Source organism: Saccharopolyspora sp. NPDC003752 (assembly GCF_053605825.1).
Map to the genome: position 1 here is coordinate 26576 of NZ_JBSGJZ010000008.1, position 14840 is coordinate 41415.

The window sequence follows — 14840 nt, forward strand, 5'->3', positions numbered from 1 at the left end:
GGCACTAACAACTCCTGCGCGGGCCGCGCTTGCCGGAATGGAAGCGCAAATCATGACTTCCGGTCGGCCGCGGCGTGCCGAGTGCCGGCACCCGGCCGCGTTCACCGATTGGCGGCCAGCACTGCCGCGAGGCCCTCTTGCAGGTCCTTGACGAAGTACTCGGGAACCTCCAGCGACGGGAAATGTCCCCCCATTTCGGGCGACCTCCATCGGACGATCTGCCGGTACCGCTCCTGTGCCCAGGGACGCGGATACTTCTCGATGTCGCGGGGATACATAGTGATTGCTGTCGGGACGTCGACCCGGAGTTCGGGGTCGAGCGAGTTGTGGCTTTCGTAGTAGATGCGGGCCGACGATGCGCCGGTCCGCGTCAGCCAATACAGGGTGACGTCGTCAAGAACGCGGTCTCTGGAAATCGTGTCGAACGGGCTATCTTCGGTGTCTGACCACTCGGCGAACTTGTCAAGGATCCAGGCGAGAAGCCCGACCGGTGAGTCGACGAGCGAGTAGCCGATGGTCTGCGGTCGGGTCGCCTGCTGCTTCGCGTACGCCGCGCGGTGGCGCCAGAAATCGCGGGTTTCCTCGGTCCACTTGCGCTCGACCGCCGTCAGTCCGTCCGTTGTCAACCCGGGCGGTCCCTCCGCGAACGTTGTGTGGATGCCGAGAACGTGTGCCGGGAACCTGCCGCCGAGAACCGTGGTGATATTGCCTCCCCAGTCGCCGCCGTGGGCTGCGAACTTGCTGTAGCCGAGCCTTCCCATCAGTTCCACCCATGCGGCCGCGATCTTTTCGGTTCCCCACCCGGTGGTGGCCGGCTTGTCGCTGTAGCCAAAGCCTGGGAGCGATGGAACCACGACGTGGAACGCCGGCGCGTCTGCATCTTCCGGATCTGCCAGCTCGTCCACTACATCGATGAACTCGGCAATGCTGCCCGGCCAGCCGTGCGTCAGGATCAGAGGAGTGGCATCTGCGCGCGAGGATCGGCGGTGCAGGAAGTGGATTCCCAGATCATCAATGGTCGTGCGGAACTGGCCGATGCGGTTGAGGCGCTCTTCGAACGCCCGCCAGTTGTACCCGGTGCGCCAGTAGTTCACGACCTCGACGAGGTCGGCGAGGGGGACGCCCTGTTCCCATCGGCGAGGGTCGGGCGCGGCGCGATAGACGGTCTCGGCCTCCGGTAGCCGCGCCGCGGCCAATCGCGCGCGCAGATCGTCGAGCTCGGCGTCAGTTGCGTGGGCTTCAAATGCTTGCACGTCGCTGGTTGGACGGGACATGAGACCTCCTGGCCATCGCGGAACCGGCTAAGACGGTTCTAGCATGTCGTCATGTCAGCGTGCAACCAGCTAAGGTGGTTCCATGCGTGCTGGGTTCCCCGACTTTCGCCTCGGTAACGTGCTAGCGACCAGCTTCACGGCGACTCTGACGGAGCGTCGTGGCGACGCTGTGGAGCGCATTCCCACGCCGCAGCGACTCGTCGACTGGCTGGCGGTGAACGGCCTCGCCGTGGACTCCTGCACCGCCGCCCAGCTCGAACTCGCTCGGGAACTGAGGGAGTCGATCCACGCCGCCGCGACAGCGACCGCGATCCAGGACGCTCTCCCCGCGTCTGCTGTCCAAGTCATCAATGACTGCAGCATTCAGGGTCGGGCCGCGGCTGTCCTGACGCCCGAGGGCAATCGTCAATGGCGGCTCAGCTCGGTTTCCTGCGTGGAAGATGCCCTCAGCGTGATCGCCGCCGACGCGATCAGCATCATCGCAGGCGAACGAGACGGAAGAATGGCCTTGTGCGCATCACCAACCTGCCAAGCCGCCTTCTTCGACACCAGCCAAAGTCGCACTCGCAAATGGTGTGACATGAACACGTGCGGGAATCGTCAGAAGAAAGCGCGCTTCAATGCCAACCAGCGCAAAAACGCCAGATCAGCGGACTGATCGTTACCTCGGGTACATCCAAGTGGGCCCCACGCCTGCGACACATCTGTCGCGTTGGGTGCACCCGACGGCACCACTGAGAGCCATCCGCCCAGGCCCGTGAGTGTTTTGGGGTTCTGCAGCACCCCAAAGCACTCACGGGTGCGGTCTCCTGGTTCAGCGGCTGGCCACGACGTCGGCCAGGCGGTCCACCTGGTCCGGGTCGGGAGACCAGCAGTAGAGGATCGCCTCGTCGGCTCCGAGATCTTCGAGGCGTTGCAGCTGGGCCTTCAGGTCGGCGGTGGTGGAGACCACGGCGTTGGCGAAGCCCGGATTCCCGTAGTACTCCGTCATTTCCGCCCGCGCTTCGTCGGCCACCGCGTCCGGGCCGATCGCCGCGTTGAGCTGGCCGATCAGGCGAGGCCTGCCCGGCCGGTCGTGGGCCTGCCAGGACTTCTCGGCCAGGCCGAAGGTCGTTTCCATGTACTCCGGCGGGCCCGCCGCCAGGAAACCGTCACCCCAGCGGCCGACCCGGTCGATCGCCGCCGGGACGAAGCCGCCGAACACGACCTCCGGGCGGACCGCCGGGCCGATCGGGCCCGCCTGGTCGGAGTGGGGTTCGCCGGCCCAGAGCCGGTGCATGAGCTGCATCTGCTCGTCGAGGATCCGGCCGCGGCGCTTGATGTCCGTGCCGGCGGCCACGTGGTCGTCGTCGCGGCCGCCGACGCCGATGCCGAGCGTGAAGCGGTTTCCGCTCAGCTGGGCCAGCGTCGCGCTCTGCTTGGCCAGCAGCGGGGCGTGGCGCAGCGGGGCGAGCAGGACCTCGGTCTGGACCCGGATGCGCCGCGTCGCGCCGGCGAGCGTCGCGAGGGTCACCAGGGGTTCGGGGTTGTCGTACACCAAGCGGTCCAGCAGGCCGAGCGTGCTGAACGGGCCGTCATCCGCCCGTTGAGCCCACGTCAGCAGGGCGGTGGGGTCGGCGATGGGCAGGCCTAGGCCGATCTTCATGACTTGCGCCTCCAGAAAAGGGCAGGGTGAACACCTGTGCCGCCCCCTCGTTTCGCGCAAGCGGGTTCCCGTTCTGCGGCGCACTCCTGGGGAACCTGATCAGAGTGCCGTCACCCTATCGCGGCGGTCGCCCGGCGCGCACCTGGTTTTCCGCCATGCGTGCGAAAGCGCCACCCGGAACTCGGATGGCGCTTCGCGCACGGGACTCAGCCGGCGTAGACCGCGGCGTAGGGCTTCGCGTCGTCCTGGCCGGCGTTCGCCGCACCGACGGCGAGCAGCTTTCCGCCGTCCAGCACGACCCCGCTGAAGGTGACCACCCACCTGCCTTGCGGCGGGACCGGGTCCGGCACGTTCTGCCAGTTCTGGCCGTCATACCGCAGCACGTACGGGCTGTTCGAGTCGTACCCGACGGCCCAGAGCGCGCCTTCGCCGGCGACGACGTCGTCGATCTCACCCAGTTCATCCGGCACTTGCCCGGGCGACCACTGCTCGCCGTCCCAATGCAGCGCGACCGGGCGCCGGGCGATGGTGCCCTGGTCCCGGAAGCCGACCGCCCACACGTCGTCGGGCGCCAGCACGAGCGCGTCCTCCAGGCTCACGCTCCAGTCCGGCACGTCGACCTGCGGCTGTTCCCGCCACTGCTCGCCGTCCCAATGCAGGATCAGCCCGACCACCTTGCCCTTGCCGTCGACCGTGACGTGCTTGCTGCCCACCGCCCACAGGTCGTTCGGCGAACTGCCGTCGATCGTCGACACCTTCCACCAGTCCCCGAGATCGAGCTGCAGTGGAACCTCGTTCCACGCCTTGCCGTCCCAGTGCTGGATCGAGCCCCGCCGCCAGGCTTGGTTCGCCTCGGTCGCCGATCCGGCGGCCCACACGTCGGCGGCGCCGAACACCTTCGTCCCGTGGTACTGGGTGTAGGTGTTCGGTGGGGACGTGAGCGGCACTTCCTGCCACTGCTTGCCGTCCCAGTGCATCGACCTGCCGTCGCCGACCGACCACACGTCGTCACGATTCACCACGGCGGCGGTGTTCACCCGGCCGATGTTGGGTGCCGGCACCTGCTCCCACCCCTGCTGACCGCGGCGGAAGGCCTGCGTGCGGAACTCCTGCCCGTCGAAGTCGATGCCGAAGGACCACGTGACGCCATCACCGCCGGCGGCGGTGTGCAGGGACGACTGGTACTGCTGCGGCGGAATCGGCTCCTCCGCCCAGGTCCCCGCGGCCGACGCGGACTGCCCGAGCAGCAGCGCGGTGGCGCTCACCGCCCCGGCGATTGCCAGATGCTTCACCCAATGCCTCCTCGGAGAAAGAACTCACGCCGGTTACCCGCCGGAACCGGGAAGGGGTTGACCCCTCGGCGGAAGTTGCGCCGAATGCTCCAGTCCCGGTCGGCATTGGTCGCAAGGGCGGTGATCTCCGAGGCGCACCCGGGCTTTGGCTCAGCGCAAGGAGGTGTGCGGATCGGGTCGCATTACCCTCTGGCAGTTGATTGACCGATCAAGGACTTCGAATTACGTTGCCTGGCAGATGATCAACCGAGCGCGACCACCGGAGGTCGGCGATGTGTCAGGAGTGCTGTCGTCCTTCCCCACAACCTCGGATGTCCCGGGCGCAGTTCCTGAAGCTGGTCGGGCTGGCCACCGCGGGCGCGGCGTTCTCCGCCGGTTGCGCGAGCGGCGACACCGGAGCCGGGCAGCCGGGCGGGCGGAAGCTGATCGACAACGTGCGCGGCTTCACGCTGACCGCCGACGGGCCGCGCGAGTTCGGCAGCCTGCTGGTCGAGGCGGACGGCCGCGTCGGCGGGCTCGACGTCGGCAGCGCCGGCGGCGCGGAGCGCATCGACGGGCGGGGCCGGGTGCTGATCCCCGGGCTGCACGACGCGCACGGGCACTTCGGGCAGCTCGGCGCCAACGTCTCGAAGCTCAACCTCGCCGGGACGAAGTCCCTGCAGGAGGCGATGCAGGCGCTCAAGACCTTCGCCGCGCAGCACCCGGAGCGCCAGTGGATCCTCGGGCGCGGCTGGAACGACGTGATCTGGGGGCTCGGACGGCTGCCCTCGGCCGCCGACCTGGACGCGGTGGTGCCCGACCGGCCGGTGTGGCTGGTCCGGGTCGACGGGCACGCCGGGGTGGCGAACTCGGCCGCGCTGCGGCAGGTCGGCGTCGCCCGCGACACCCCGACGCCCCCGGGCGGCGAGATCGTGCGCGGCGCGGACGGCGCGCCGACCGGTGCGTTCGTCGACGCGGCGCAGGACCTCGTCGAGCAGCACCTGCCGAAGCCGACGGTCGACGACCTCAAGCAGAACTTCCTCGCCGCGCAGCGCAAGCTCAACGAGGTCGGGCTCACCTCGGTCAGCGACGCGGGCACCAGCGCCGCCGAACTCGCGGTGCTGCACCAGCTCGCGGGCTCCGGCGAGCTGACCATCCGCACCAACTCGTTCCTGACCTACGACGCGTTCCGCGAGCTCGGCGCGAAGGCCCGCACCGACTCGGTGGCGGGCGACATGCTCCGGGTTCGCACCGTGAAGCTCTACATCGACGGCGCTCTCGGCAGCCACGGCGCCGCGATGCTGCAGCCCTACGAGGACGATCCGGGCAACTCGGGGCTGCCGCAGCTGGACGCCGTCGAGCTGCGGAAGCGGGTCTCGCAGGTCATGCGGGAGGGCTTCCAGGTCGCCACGCACGCCATCGGCGACGCCGGGAACCGGATGGTGCTCGACGCCTACGAGGCCGCCGCGGCGGAGTCCGCGAGCGGCATGCGGCACCGCATCGAGCACGCGCAGGTCCTCGCGGTGGAGGACATCCCGCGGCTGCGCGCGCACGGCATCATCGCGTCGATGCAACCGGTGCACGCGACCGACGACATGAACATGGCCGAGAAGCGGGTCGGGCACCGCCGCATCGCGGGCGCGTACGCGTGGCGGACCATGCTCGACCAGGGCATCACCATCGCCTCCGGCTCGGACTTCCCGGTGTCGTCGGAGAATCCCTTCGACGGCCTGCACGCCGCGGTGACCCGCACGGACCGGGACGGGCAGCCGGTCGGCGGGTGGTACCCGGACCAGGCGATGAGCCCGCACGAGGCGCTGCGCTCGTTCACCCTCGACGCCGCGTTCGCCGCGCACCAGGAGCGGGTGCTCGGCAGCCTGGAGCCGGGCAAGTGGGCGGACTTCGTCATCCTCGACCAGGAGCCGCTGGAGCCGCCGCCCGGCCGGGCCCGCTGGCAGACCGGGACGCTGCAGACCTGGGTCGCGGGCCGCCGCGTCGGTGAGTACGGATCGCTGTGAGGCGCCGTTCTCCCGGGTGACGGAGGTGGTGACGCTCCGTCGTCGCCGGACGCGGGTGTGCGTGATTTCGCGAGAAATCGGTGTTCACTCGGGTGGCGGTGAATTTCTCGCGAAATCGCGGGCCCTTCGGGTGAGGATCGTACGGGTGAGGTAGCGGGCTTACCGCAGCGGACGGATCCGGATGGGGTACGGCGTCCTTACGTTGGCAGGAACTGCTGCCGAGGAAAGCGGCGACGCCATGACGCAGACCGTTACCAGGTGGGCCCGGAGCGAGACCGAGCGCCCGTACCCGTACGTCCTGATGTACCACTCGGTGGCCACCTACTCCCGCGACCCGTACCTGGTGACGGTCGATCCGCAGCGCTTCGACCGGCAGTTGCGCTGGCTGCGCCGCAACGGGCTGCGCGGGGTGTCGATGCGCGAGCTGATGCAGGCGCGCCAGGAGGGGGACGCCGGCGGCCTGGTCGGGCTGACCTTCGACGACGGCTACGCCGACTTCGTCCACAATGTGCGGCCGTCGCTGGAGAAGTACGGCTGCACCGCGACCGTCTTCGTGCTCGCCGGGCGGCTCGGCGGGCACAACGCCTGGGACGCCGAGGGACCGCGCAAGCGGCTGGTGACCGCGGAGGAGGTCCGCGGGATCGTGGCGGCCGGCCTGGAGGTCGGGTCGCACGGGATGCTGCACCAGCAGATGTCCGAATTGGACGATGACGAGCTGCTCGTCGAGATCGCCGAGAGCCGGGAGCGGCTGCGCGACCTCACCGGCCAGGACGTCGGCGGGTTCTGCTACCCGTACGGCGACGTCGACCTGCGGGTGCGGAACACGGTCGAGGCGGCCGGTTACGACTACGCCTGCGCCATCTGGCGTTCCCCGATCTCCGGCCGGCACGCCCTGCCGCGCACCTACGTGGGTGACCGGGACGGCGGGCTGCGGCTGCTGGCCAAGCGCCTGCGCCACGCGCTGACGGCCAACCGCTGACCCCCACCGGATTTCCTTCTCCTGGCGCGACCTCCGCTGCCGAGGTGCGACCGCCTGTGCCTGGCCCGGGCCGAGCGGGCGAGGCGAACGGCCCGTTCGTCCCGTCTAGCACAGCGATCAGGCCGTTGACTCCACCCCGCGAACGGGTGACGCTCCCCGATCGTGCCAATTTCGTTGGGGCGAAAGGGGTTTCGCCGGGAAAGATCGCGCGGGCTCGTCCGGATTCGGTAAGCGCGCTCCCCCCGCTGTGGGAGAACCCGTCGGTAATCGGATGCGAGGGTTCTTCCGAGCAGCACGGCGAACTGGGGGAGGAACCGTGACTGAACATCCGCTCGCCTTGGCGGTCAACGGCCGCGAACGCCTGTTGGCGGACCGGCTGATCGCGTTCGAGCCGCGGCGGCCCGAACGCGCCGAGTCGGTGGTCGTCGTCGGGCTGGGCTACGTCGGCTTGCCCACCGCGTGCGCCCTGCAATCACCGACCGCGCAGGTCACCGGCTTCGACATCAGCGAGGACCGGCTGCGGGCCATCAAGACCGGCGAGGTGGACCTGCCCGAGCCGGAGCGGCGCGCGCTGTCGGCGTCGCTGGCCGCGGGCAGGCTGGAGCTGTCCTGCGATCCGTCGGTGCTCGCCGACGCGGACGCCGTGATCGTGTGCGTGCCGACGCCGGTGGACGCCGCGCACAAGCCGGACCTGGCCGCCTTGCGGGCGGCGTGCGAGACCGTGGTGTCCTTCGCGCGCCGCGGCCAGGTGATCATCCTGACCTCGACGACGTTCGCCGGCACCACCCGGCAGCTGCTGGTCGAGCCGCTGGCGCAGCGGGGCCTGCGGGTGGGCACCGACGTGCACGTGGCGTTCAGCCCGGAGCGCATCGATCCCGGCAACTTCGACCACGTGCAGCGGGAAACGCCGCGCGTCGTCGGCGGGGCCACGGCGGAGTGCGCCGAGCGGGCCGCCGCTGTCGTCCGGCGGATGACCGATTCGGTGTACCTGGTGAGCTCGCCGGAGGCCGCCGAGCTGACCAAGCTCTACGAGAACATCTTCCGCGCCGTGAACCTGGCGCTGGCCAACGAGATGGCCGACGCGTGCGCGGTGCTGGGCCTGGACCCGATCGAGGTGACCATCGCCGCCGGCACCAAGCCGTACGGGTTCCTGGGCAGCTTCCCGGGCCCGGGCGTCGGCGGGCACTGCATCCCGTGCGACCCGCACTACCTGCTGTGGCAACTGGGGCAGCAGGGGCTTTCGGCGCCGGTCATCGAGCAGGCGATGCGGTCGATCGACCGGCGGCCGGGCCAGGTGGTGCAGCGGGTGGTGGAGCTGCTCGCCGAGGCGGGCCTCGACCACGCGGGCGCCCGGGTGCTGGTCGCCGGGGTCAGCTACAAGGCGGGCGTGCGGGACCTGCGGGAGTCGCCCGCGCTGCCGATCCTCGCCGGGCTGCGGCGGATCGGGATCGACGTGCACTACTTCGACCCGCTGCTGCCGGAGATCACCCTGCCGGACGGCACCCGGATGACCAGCGAGCCGGCGCCGCGCGGCCGCGACTGGGACGTCGCGGTGCTGCACACCGTGCACCCCGGCGTCGACTACGGCTGGGCGCGGGAGTGCCCGCAGGTGCTCGACGCGACTTACCAGTTCGACGCCGTGCCGCACCGGCGCGTGCTGTGAGGAGGTGGGCGCCGGTGTTCGACACGTCCATGCCCGCGGTCGTCTTCAAGCTCGACCCGAACGTCCTGCACCACGGCGGGCTCGGGGTGATCCGCAGCCTCGGCCGGGTCGGGGTCCCGGTGTACGCGGTGCAGGAGGATTCCCTCGCCCCGGCGGCGCATTCCCGCTATCTGCGCGGACGCTGGTTGTGGAGCCCGGACCCGGCGGACACCGACGAGCTGCTCACCGGGCTGGTGGAGCTCGCCGACCGGATCGGCCGGCCGTCGGTGCTGATCCCCACCGACGACGCGGGCGCGATCTTCCTGGCCGAGCACGGCGGTCCGCTGCGGCCGTACTTCCGGTTCGCGCAGCCGCCGCGGGACCTGCCGCGCCGGTTGGCCGGGAAGTACTCGATGTACGAGCTGGGCAGGCAGCTGGACGTGCCGTGCGCGGCCGCGTGCCTGGTCGGCAGCTGGGACGAGGCGCAGGATTTCGCCGCCCGGGTGGGATATCCGCTGGTGGCGAAGCTGGCCGAGCCGTGGGTCACGACGAAGGGCAAGGTGCGCAGCACCACGATCGTGGGCGACGCCGAGGAGCTGGCCGCGCTCTACGAGCGCTGCGGGGAGGCCGCGGTCGGCGGGCTGATGCTGCAGGAGTTCATCCCGGGCGGACCCGGCGATGACTGGTTCTTCCACGGCTACTGCGACGCCGCCGCGGCGTGCCTGCCGGCCTTCACCGGCGTCAAGGAGCGCTCCTACCCGGCGCACGCCGGGCTGACCAGCCTCGGCGCCTGCGCCGAGAACGAAGAACTGCGGGGGGAGGCCACGAAGCTGCTGGAGCGGTTGGCGTTCAACGGCATCGTGGACCTGGACTTCCGTTGGGACGCCCGCGACCGGCGCTACAAGCTGCTGGACTTCAACCCGCGGCTGGGCGCCCAGTTCCGGCTCTTCCGCGACAGCGCGGGGATGGACGTCGCGCTCGCGTCCTACCTGGACCTCTCCGGGCAGCCGATCCCGGCCGGCCGGCAGCCGGTCGGCCGCCGCTTCCTGGTGGAGAACTACGACCCGATCGCCGCGGTGCGGTACTGGCGGCGCGGCGAGCTCGGGTTGCGGTCGTGGGCGTCATCGGTGCGTGGGGTGGACGAGACCGCCTGGTTCGCGCGCGACGACCTGCTGCCGTTCTTGCTGATGTGGCTCTGGATGGTCTGCCGGGTGGTGGCCCGGCCGTGGCGCCGCCGGACCCGCCATCCGGAGCTGCACCGGCCCCAGTACGTCCCCGGGCGCAACTGCGCACCGGGCAAATCGACAAGACGCCGCCAGAAGCGGCTGTTCGAGGAGTACAGATGAGCGATCTCGTCGATGTGGCCATCGTCGGCGCCGGGCCGTACGGCCTGTCGCTGGCCGCACACCTGCGTCGGACCGGCCTGTCCTTCCGGCAGTTCGGGTTGCCGATGAACCTGTGGCGCGCGCACATGCCGCGCGGCATGTACCTGAAGTCGCAGGGCTTCGCGTCGAACCTGTCCGACCCGGACGGCACCCACACGCTGCGCAACTTCTGCCTGGAGACCGGGCGCCGCTACGCGGACTACGGCATCCCGGTGTCGCTGGAGAACTTCGTCGAGTACGGCGAGTGGTTCCAGCAGGGCCGCGGCTTGGACGTGGAGGAGCAGCTGGTCACCGGCATCGAGCAGCGACCGGGGCGCTTCGAGCTGACGCTGGCCGACGGGGAGCGCGTCGAGGCGAGCCAGGTGGTCGTCGCGGTCGGCGTGGAGTACTTCGCGCGGGTGCCGGGCGTGCTCGCGGACCTGCCCGCCGAGATTTCCACGCACAGCTCGGTGCACGACGACCTGAGCGGCTTCGACGGTCAGGACGTGATCGTCCTGGGCGCCGGGCAGTCGGCGCTGGAGACCGCGGCGCTGCTGCACGAAAGCGGTGCCAACGCGCGGCTGGTGGCGCGCGCGCCGGGCATCGCGTGGAACGGTAAGCCGCTGCTGCCCGATCGTCCGCTGTGGAGCCGGATGCGCGAGCCGGAGGCCGGGCTGGGCTCGGGCCTGTCGACCTGGTTCTACTCCGAGCACCCGAAGCTGTTCCGGCACCTGCCGCGCTCGACCCGGATCTACCGGGCGCGCACCGCGCTCGGGCCGGCCGGCGGCTGGTGGCTGCGGGAGCGGGTCGAAGGCCGCTTCCCGGTGCACGTCGGGCACCGGCTGGACTGGGCCAAGGCCACCGGGGACCAGGTCCGGATCGGGGTGCGGGTCGGCGGCGGCGTGCGTGAGTTCACCGCGGACCACGTCATCAGCGCCACCGGCTACCCGCCGGACCTCAGCAGGCTGCCGATGCTCTCGCCCGGGCTGCGCGCGGCGATCCGCACCATCGACGCCACGCCGCGCGTCGGCCGCGACTTCGAGTCGTCGGTGCCGGGCCTGTACTTCGCCGGGCCGCTGGTGGCACCGAGCCACGGTCCGGTCATGCGGTTCGTCTACGGCGCCGACTACGCGGTGCGGATGATCACCGACCGGCTCGTCGCGACCACGGCTCGCCCGATCGCCGTCGGAGGTGCCGGATGAGCATGACCGACCCCGCCGTCGCGCAGCCGTGGCCGCTCGCGGCCGGCAATCCCGGGCTGCAGGTGCGGCGGCAGGTCGGGGGCTGGGTGCTGCCCGCGGTCGACCTCGTCGCGCTGGTGCTGCTGATCCCGGTAGCCGGGGCGAACTGGCTGCTCGACGCGGGATACGCGCTGGCGGCGTTCGCCGGGCTGGCCGCGCAGGGCCAGCACCGGCTGCGTATCTGCCTGCGGGTGTCGGACCAGCTGCCGCAGCTCGCGGTCGCGGCGGCGGTGCCGTTGGTGGTGCTGCTGCCGTGGCTGCCTGGTGGCGCCGTGTTCCTGACCGGCGCCTCGGCGTTCGCGGGCCTGGCCGTGGCGCGCGGCGGCCTGTACGCGCTGCTGCGCGGCGGGTACCGGCGCGGAATCCTGGGCGAGCCGACGCTGATCGTCGGATCGGACCCGGTGGCCGGGGAGATCGCCGAGATGGCCGCGGAGCACCCGGAATTCGGGTTGCGGACGCGACTGCTGGAACGGCCCGGTGAGCTGGCGGAAGTCGTTGCCGCGCAACGCATCACGCGGGTTCTGGTGTGCGGCGACGGCCCGGATCTGGTCACCGCGATCCGGGCCGCCCGCCCGCTGCCTGCGGACGTGTGCGTCGTGCCGCGCCTGCACGAGCTGGGCATGGCGCTGCCGCGCGCCGGGCTGGACGAGTTCTGGGGCGTGCCGCTGATCCCGTTGCGCCGCTTCGGCCACGGCCGGGCGGGCGAGCTGGTCAAGCGCGGCACCGACTTCGTCCTCAGCGGACTGATGCTGCTGGTGTTCGGGCCGCTGCTGCTGGTGCTGACCGCGCTGGTCGCCCTCGGCGGCCGGGACCGGGCGTTCTTCCGCCAGGTCCGCGTGACGCGGGCCGGCCGGATCAGCGAAGTCATCAAGCTCCGCACCGTCGACGGCGACCTCGGGGAGACCTGGGCGGTGACCGCCGACCAGTGCACCGCGCTCGGCCGTTGGCTGCGCGGCACGCACCTCGACGAGCTGCCGCAGCTGATCAACGTCCTGCGCGGCGACATGTCGCTGGTCGGTCCGCGCCCGGAGCGGCCGTACTACGCGGTGCGCTTCGGGCGCGAGATCCCGCGCTACGCGGACCGGCACCGGGTGCGCGGTGGCATGACCGGCTGGGCGCAGGTGCAAGGCCTGCACGGGGACACCTCCATCCCGGACCGGGCGCGGTTCGACAACCAGTACATCGAGTACTGGTCGCCGTGGTGGGACGCGGTGATCGTGGCCCGGACGGCCGGGATCGTCCTGCGGGCCGGCCTCCGGCGCGCGCACCGGTGCGGGAAATGACCTGGAAATCCGAAGAGGGGAACGTGATGAAGGTATTGCACGTGATCACCGGGCTCGGCGTCGGCGGAGCCGAGCTGCAGCTGCGGTCGATCCTGCAGCACACCAGGCACGACGCCGACGTGGTCTCGCTGTACAACCCGGGCGACGTGGCCGGGATGATCACCGGCGACGGGGTGCGGGTGCGCGATCTCGGCATGACCCGCAACACGCAGATCGGCGCCGTGCTGCGGCTGCGCGAGGTGATCCGCGACGGCGGCTACGACGTGGTGCACACCCACCTGTACCGGGCGTGCGTGTACGGGCGGCTCGCGGCCCGGCTGGCCGGCACCAAGGTGGTGGTCTCCACGGAGCACTCCATCGGCGAGACCCACCTGGAACGCCGCCGCATGACGCTCGGGGTGCGGGCGCTCTACCTGGGCACCGACCTGTGCTCGGACGCCACGATCGCGGTGTCCGACACCGTCGCCGAGCGGCTGCGCAACTGGGGCATGCCGGCGCGCAAGATCACCGTCATCCCCAACGGCGTCGACTTCGGCCGGGTCGAGTTCGACGGGGCCGCGCGCGCCCGGGTGCGCCGCGAGCACGGCATCGGCGACGGCGCCTACGTGGTCGGCGTGCTCGGCCGCCTGGACCCGAACAAGCGCTTCAACCTGGTGATCGACGCGATGGCCCCGATGCTGGGCCAGGAGACCAAGCTGCTGATCGTCGGCGACGGGGCGGACCGGCCGCGGCTGGAGGCGCTGGCCCGCGAGCACGGCGTCGCCGAGCACGTGATCTTCGCCGGGCAGCGGCACGACGTCGCCGCGATGCTGTCCTCGCTGGACCTGTTCATCGCTTCCTCCGAGCAGGAGACCTTCGGCCTGTCGGTGCTGGAGGCGATGGCCAACGGCATCCCGGTGCTCTACACCACCTGCCCGGCCCTGGAAGGCATCGAGACCGACCGGGCCCGCCAGGTGCCCGGCAACGCGGAGCGGATGCGCGCGGAGATCGCCTCCGAGATCCTGGCGGCCCGGCCGCGCGCCGACGAGCCCGCGATCCGCCGGGCCTACGGCATCGAGGCCGTCACCGACCGCATCGACGACCTGTACACCCGGCTGTGGCAGCGGCGCGGCCACGCCGTGCCCGCGGGGAGGTCGTGATGCGCGCACTGGTCACCGGCGCCGCCGGTTTCATCGGCTCGCACCTGGTCGAACGGCTGCTCGCGGACGGCCACGAGGTGGTCGGGCTCGACGACCTCAGCACCGGCCGGACCGCGAACCTGCCGGTCGGCGACCCGAACCTGCGGATGATCCCGGGCACCATCCTGGACGCCTCCCTGGTGGACGAGGCGATGGCCGGCGCGGACGTGGTGTTCCACCTGGCCGCCGCGGTCGGCGCGTTCGTCATCCAGGAACGCACCCTGCAGGGGCTGCTGACCAACGTCCACGGCACCGAGAACGTCCTGGACGCCGCCCTGCGGCACGGCGCGCGGGTGCTCGTCGCCTCCACCAGCGAGATCTACGGCAAGAACGGCAAGATCGGGCTGTCCGAGAGCGACGACCGGATCATCGGCTCGCCGCTGAAGGCCCGCTGGACCTACTCCGAGGCCAAGGCCATCGACGAGAGCATCACCTTCAACTACGTGCGTGAGCTCGGGCTGCGGGCGGTGATCGTGCGGCTGTTCAACACCGTCGGGCCGCGGCAGAGCGGCCGCTACGGCATGGTCATCCCGCGGCTGGTCGCGCAGGCGTTGCAGGGGCGGCCGGTGACGATCTTCGGCACCGGCAAGCAGATCCGCTGCTTCTGCCACGTGGCCGACGTGGTGCCCGCGCTGATGCGGCTGGTGCAGCTGGACGGCGCGGAGGGCATGGCGATCAACCTCGGGAGCACCGAGCAGGTGACCATCGAGGAGCTCGCGGACCGGATCATCGCGATGACCGGTTCGTCCAGCGGCACCGTCCACGTGCCCTACGAGGTGGCGTACGGGCCGGACCACGAGGACATGCAGCGACGGGTGCCGGACTGCACCCGTGCGCTGGAGCTGATCGGCTTCCAGCCGCAGCGCACGCTGGACGACATCGTCCGAGATGTGATCGACGAACAGATGCGGGCCGGACAGGCCGTGACTGCTTGAGGCGAGAACG

12 protein-coding genes are annotated in these 14840 nt (G+C 70.9%); 9 read left to right on the forward strand and 3 right to left on the reverse strand.

Annotation, left to right across the window (positions count from 1 at the left end):
* Positions 1–101 precede the first annotated feature (101 nt).
* The gene (locus tag ACWEV3_RS12650; protein ID WP_452613968.1) at positions 102–1274 is read right to left on the reverse strand and encodes an epoxide hydrolase family protein; all 1173 of its coding nucleotides are present in this window, start codon (positions 1272–1274) and stop codon (positions 102–104) included.
* 82 nt (positions 1275–1356) lie between these two features.
* Between ACWEV3_RS12650 and ACWEV3_RS12655 the strand changes: the two genes are divergently transcribed.
* On the forward strand, positions 1357–1932 hold the full coding sequence (locus tag ACWEV3_RS12655) for a CGNR zinc finger domain-containing protein (protein WP_452613969.1): 576 nt from the start codon (positions 1357–1359) through the stop codon (positions 1930–1932).
* Positions 1933–2088: 156 nt separating this feature from the next.
* On the opposite strand, the gene ACWEV3_RS12660 is transcribed toward ACWEV3_RS12655, so the two are convergent.
* Complete coding sequence (locus tag ACWEV3_RS12660) at positions 2089–2919, reverse strand: LLM class flavin-dependent oxidoreductase (protein ID WP_452613970.1); 831 nt, start codon at positions 2917–2919, stop codon at positions 2089–2091.
* A gap of 206 nt (positions 2920–3125) precedes the next feature.
* Entirely contained in the window at positions 3126–4211 is a 1086-nt protein-coding gene (locus tag ACWEV3_RS12665) for a hypothetical protein (protein ID WP_452613971.1), read from the reverse strand.
* A 311-nt stretch (positions 4212–4522) separates the two neighbouring features.
* On the opposite strand from ACWEV3_RS12665, the gene ACWEV3_RS12670 reads away from it, so the two are divergent.
* The 8 genes from ACWEV3_RS12670 to ACWEV3_RS12705 all read left to right on the forward strand — a co-directional run bounded on the left by ACWEV3_RS12670 (position 4523) and on the right by ACWEV3_RS12705 (position 14830).
* Complete coding sequence (locus tag ACWEV3_RS12670) at positions 4523–6208, forward strand: amidohydrolase (RefSeq protein WP_452613972.1); 1686 nt, start codon at positions 4523–4525, stop codon at positions 6206–6208.
* A 238-nt stretch (positions 6209–6446) separates the two neighbouring features.
* Positions 6447–7187: a polysaccharide deacetylase family protein gene (locus ACWEV3_RS12675; protein WP_452613973.1), complete on the forward strand. Its 741-nt coding sequence runs from the start codon at positions 6447–6449 to the stop codon at positions 7185–7187.
* Positions 7188–7503: 316 nt separating this feature from the next.
* A complete protein-coding gene (locus ACWEV3_RS12680; protein WP_452613974.1) occupies positions 7504–8850 on the forward strand; it encodes a nucleotide sugar dehydrogenase in 1347 nt (448 codons plus the stop codon).
* Between the two features lie 14 nt (positions 8851–8864).
* Positions 8865–10175 (forward strand): carboxylate--amine ligase, encoded by a 1311-nt coding sequence (locus ACWEV3_RS12685; protein ID WP_452613975.1) that lies wholly within the window; start codon positions 8865–8867, stop codon positions 10173–10175.
* Positions 10172–11395, forward strand: a complete 1224-nt coding sequence (locus ACWEV3_RS12690; protein WP_452613976.1) for an NAD(P)-binding domain-containing protein — start codon at positions 10172–10174, stop codon at positions 11393–11395. Before ACWEV3_RS12685 ends, ACWEV3_RS12690 begins: the two co-directional genes overlap by 4 nt.
* Positions 11392–12717, forward strand: coding sequence for a sugar transferase (locus ACWEV3_RS12695; protein WP_452613977.1), 1326 nt, complete (start codon positions 11392–11394; stop codon positions 12715–12717). Before ACWEV3_RS12690 ends, ACWEV3_RS12695 begins: the two co-directional genes overlap by 4 nt.
* Before the next feature lie 26 nt (positions 12718–12743).
* Entirely contained in the window at positions 12744–13856 is a 1113-nt protein-coding gene (locus tag ACWEV3_RS12700; protein WP_452613978.1) for a glycosyltransferase, read from the forward strand.
* Positions 13856–14830 carry an NAD-dependent epimerase/dehydratase family protein gene (locus ACWEV3_RS12705; RefSeq protein ID WP_452613979.1) on the forward strand — a complete coding sequence of 325 codons (975 nt, stop codon included), beginning with the start codon at positions 13856–13858 and terminating at the stop codon, positions 14828–14830. The genes ACWEV3_RS12700 and ACWEV3_RS12705 overlap by 1 nt, the downstream gene beginning before the upstream one ends.
* Positions 14831–14840 lie beyond the last annotated feature (10 nt).

Excerpts from the sequence above, each read along its gene's own strand:
- ACWEV3_RS12650 (WP_452613968.1), bottom strand. The coding sequence starts at position 1,274 with ATGTCCCGTCCAACCAGCGACGTGCAAGCATTTGAAGCCCACGCAACT.
- ACWEV3_RS12655 (WP_452613969.1), top strand. The coding sequence starts at position 1,357 with ATGCGTGCTGGGTTCCCCGACTTTCGCCTCGGTAACGTGCTAGCGACC.
- ACWEV3_RS12660 (WP_452613970.1), bottom strand. The coding sequence starts at position 2,919 with ATGAAGATCGGCCTAGGCCTGCCCATCGCCGACCCCACCGCCCTGCTG.
- ACWEV3_RS12670 (WP_452613972.1), top strand. The coding sequence starts at position 4,523 with ATGTCCCGGGCGCAGTTCCTGAAGCTGGTCGGGCTGGCCACCGCGGGC.
- ACWEV3_RS12675 (WP_452613973.1), top strand. The coding sequence starts at position 6,447 with ATGACGCAGACCGTTACCAGGTGGGCCCGGAGCGAGACCGAGCGCCCG.
- ACWEV3_RS12690 (WP_452613976.1), top strand. The coding sequence starts at position 10,172 with ATGAGCGATCTCGTCGATGTGGCCATCGTCGGCGCCGGGCCGTACGGC.
- ACWEV3_RS12695 (WP_452613977.1), top strand. The coding sequence starts at position 11,392 with ATGAGCATGACCGACCCCGCCGTCGCGCAGCCGTGGCCGCTCGCGGCC.
- ACWEV3_RS12700 (WP_452613978.1), top strand. The coding sequence starts at position 12,744 with ATGAAGGTATTGCACGTGATCACCGGGCTCGGCGTCGGCGGAGCCGAG.
- ACWEV3_RS12705 (WP_452613979.1), top strand. The coding sequence starts at position 13,856 with ATGCGCGCACTGGTCACCGGCGCCGCCGGTTTCATCGGCTCGCACCTG.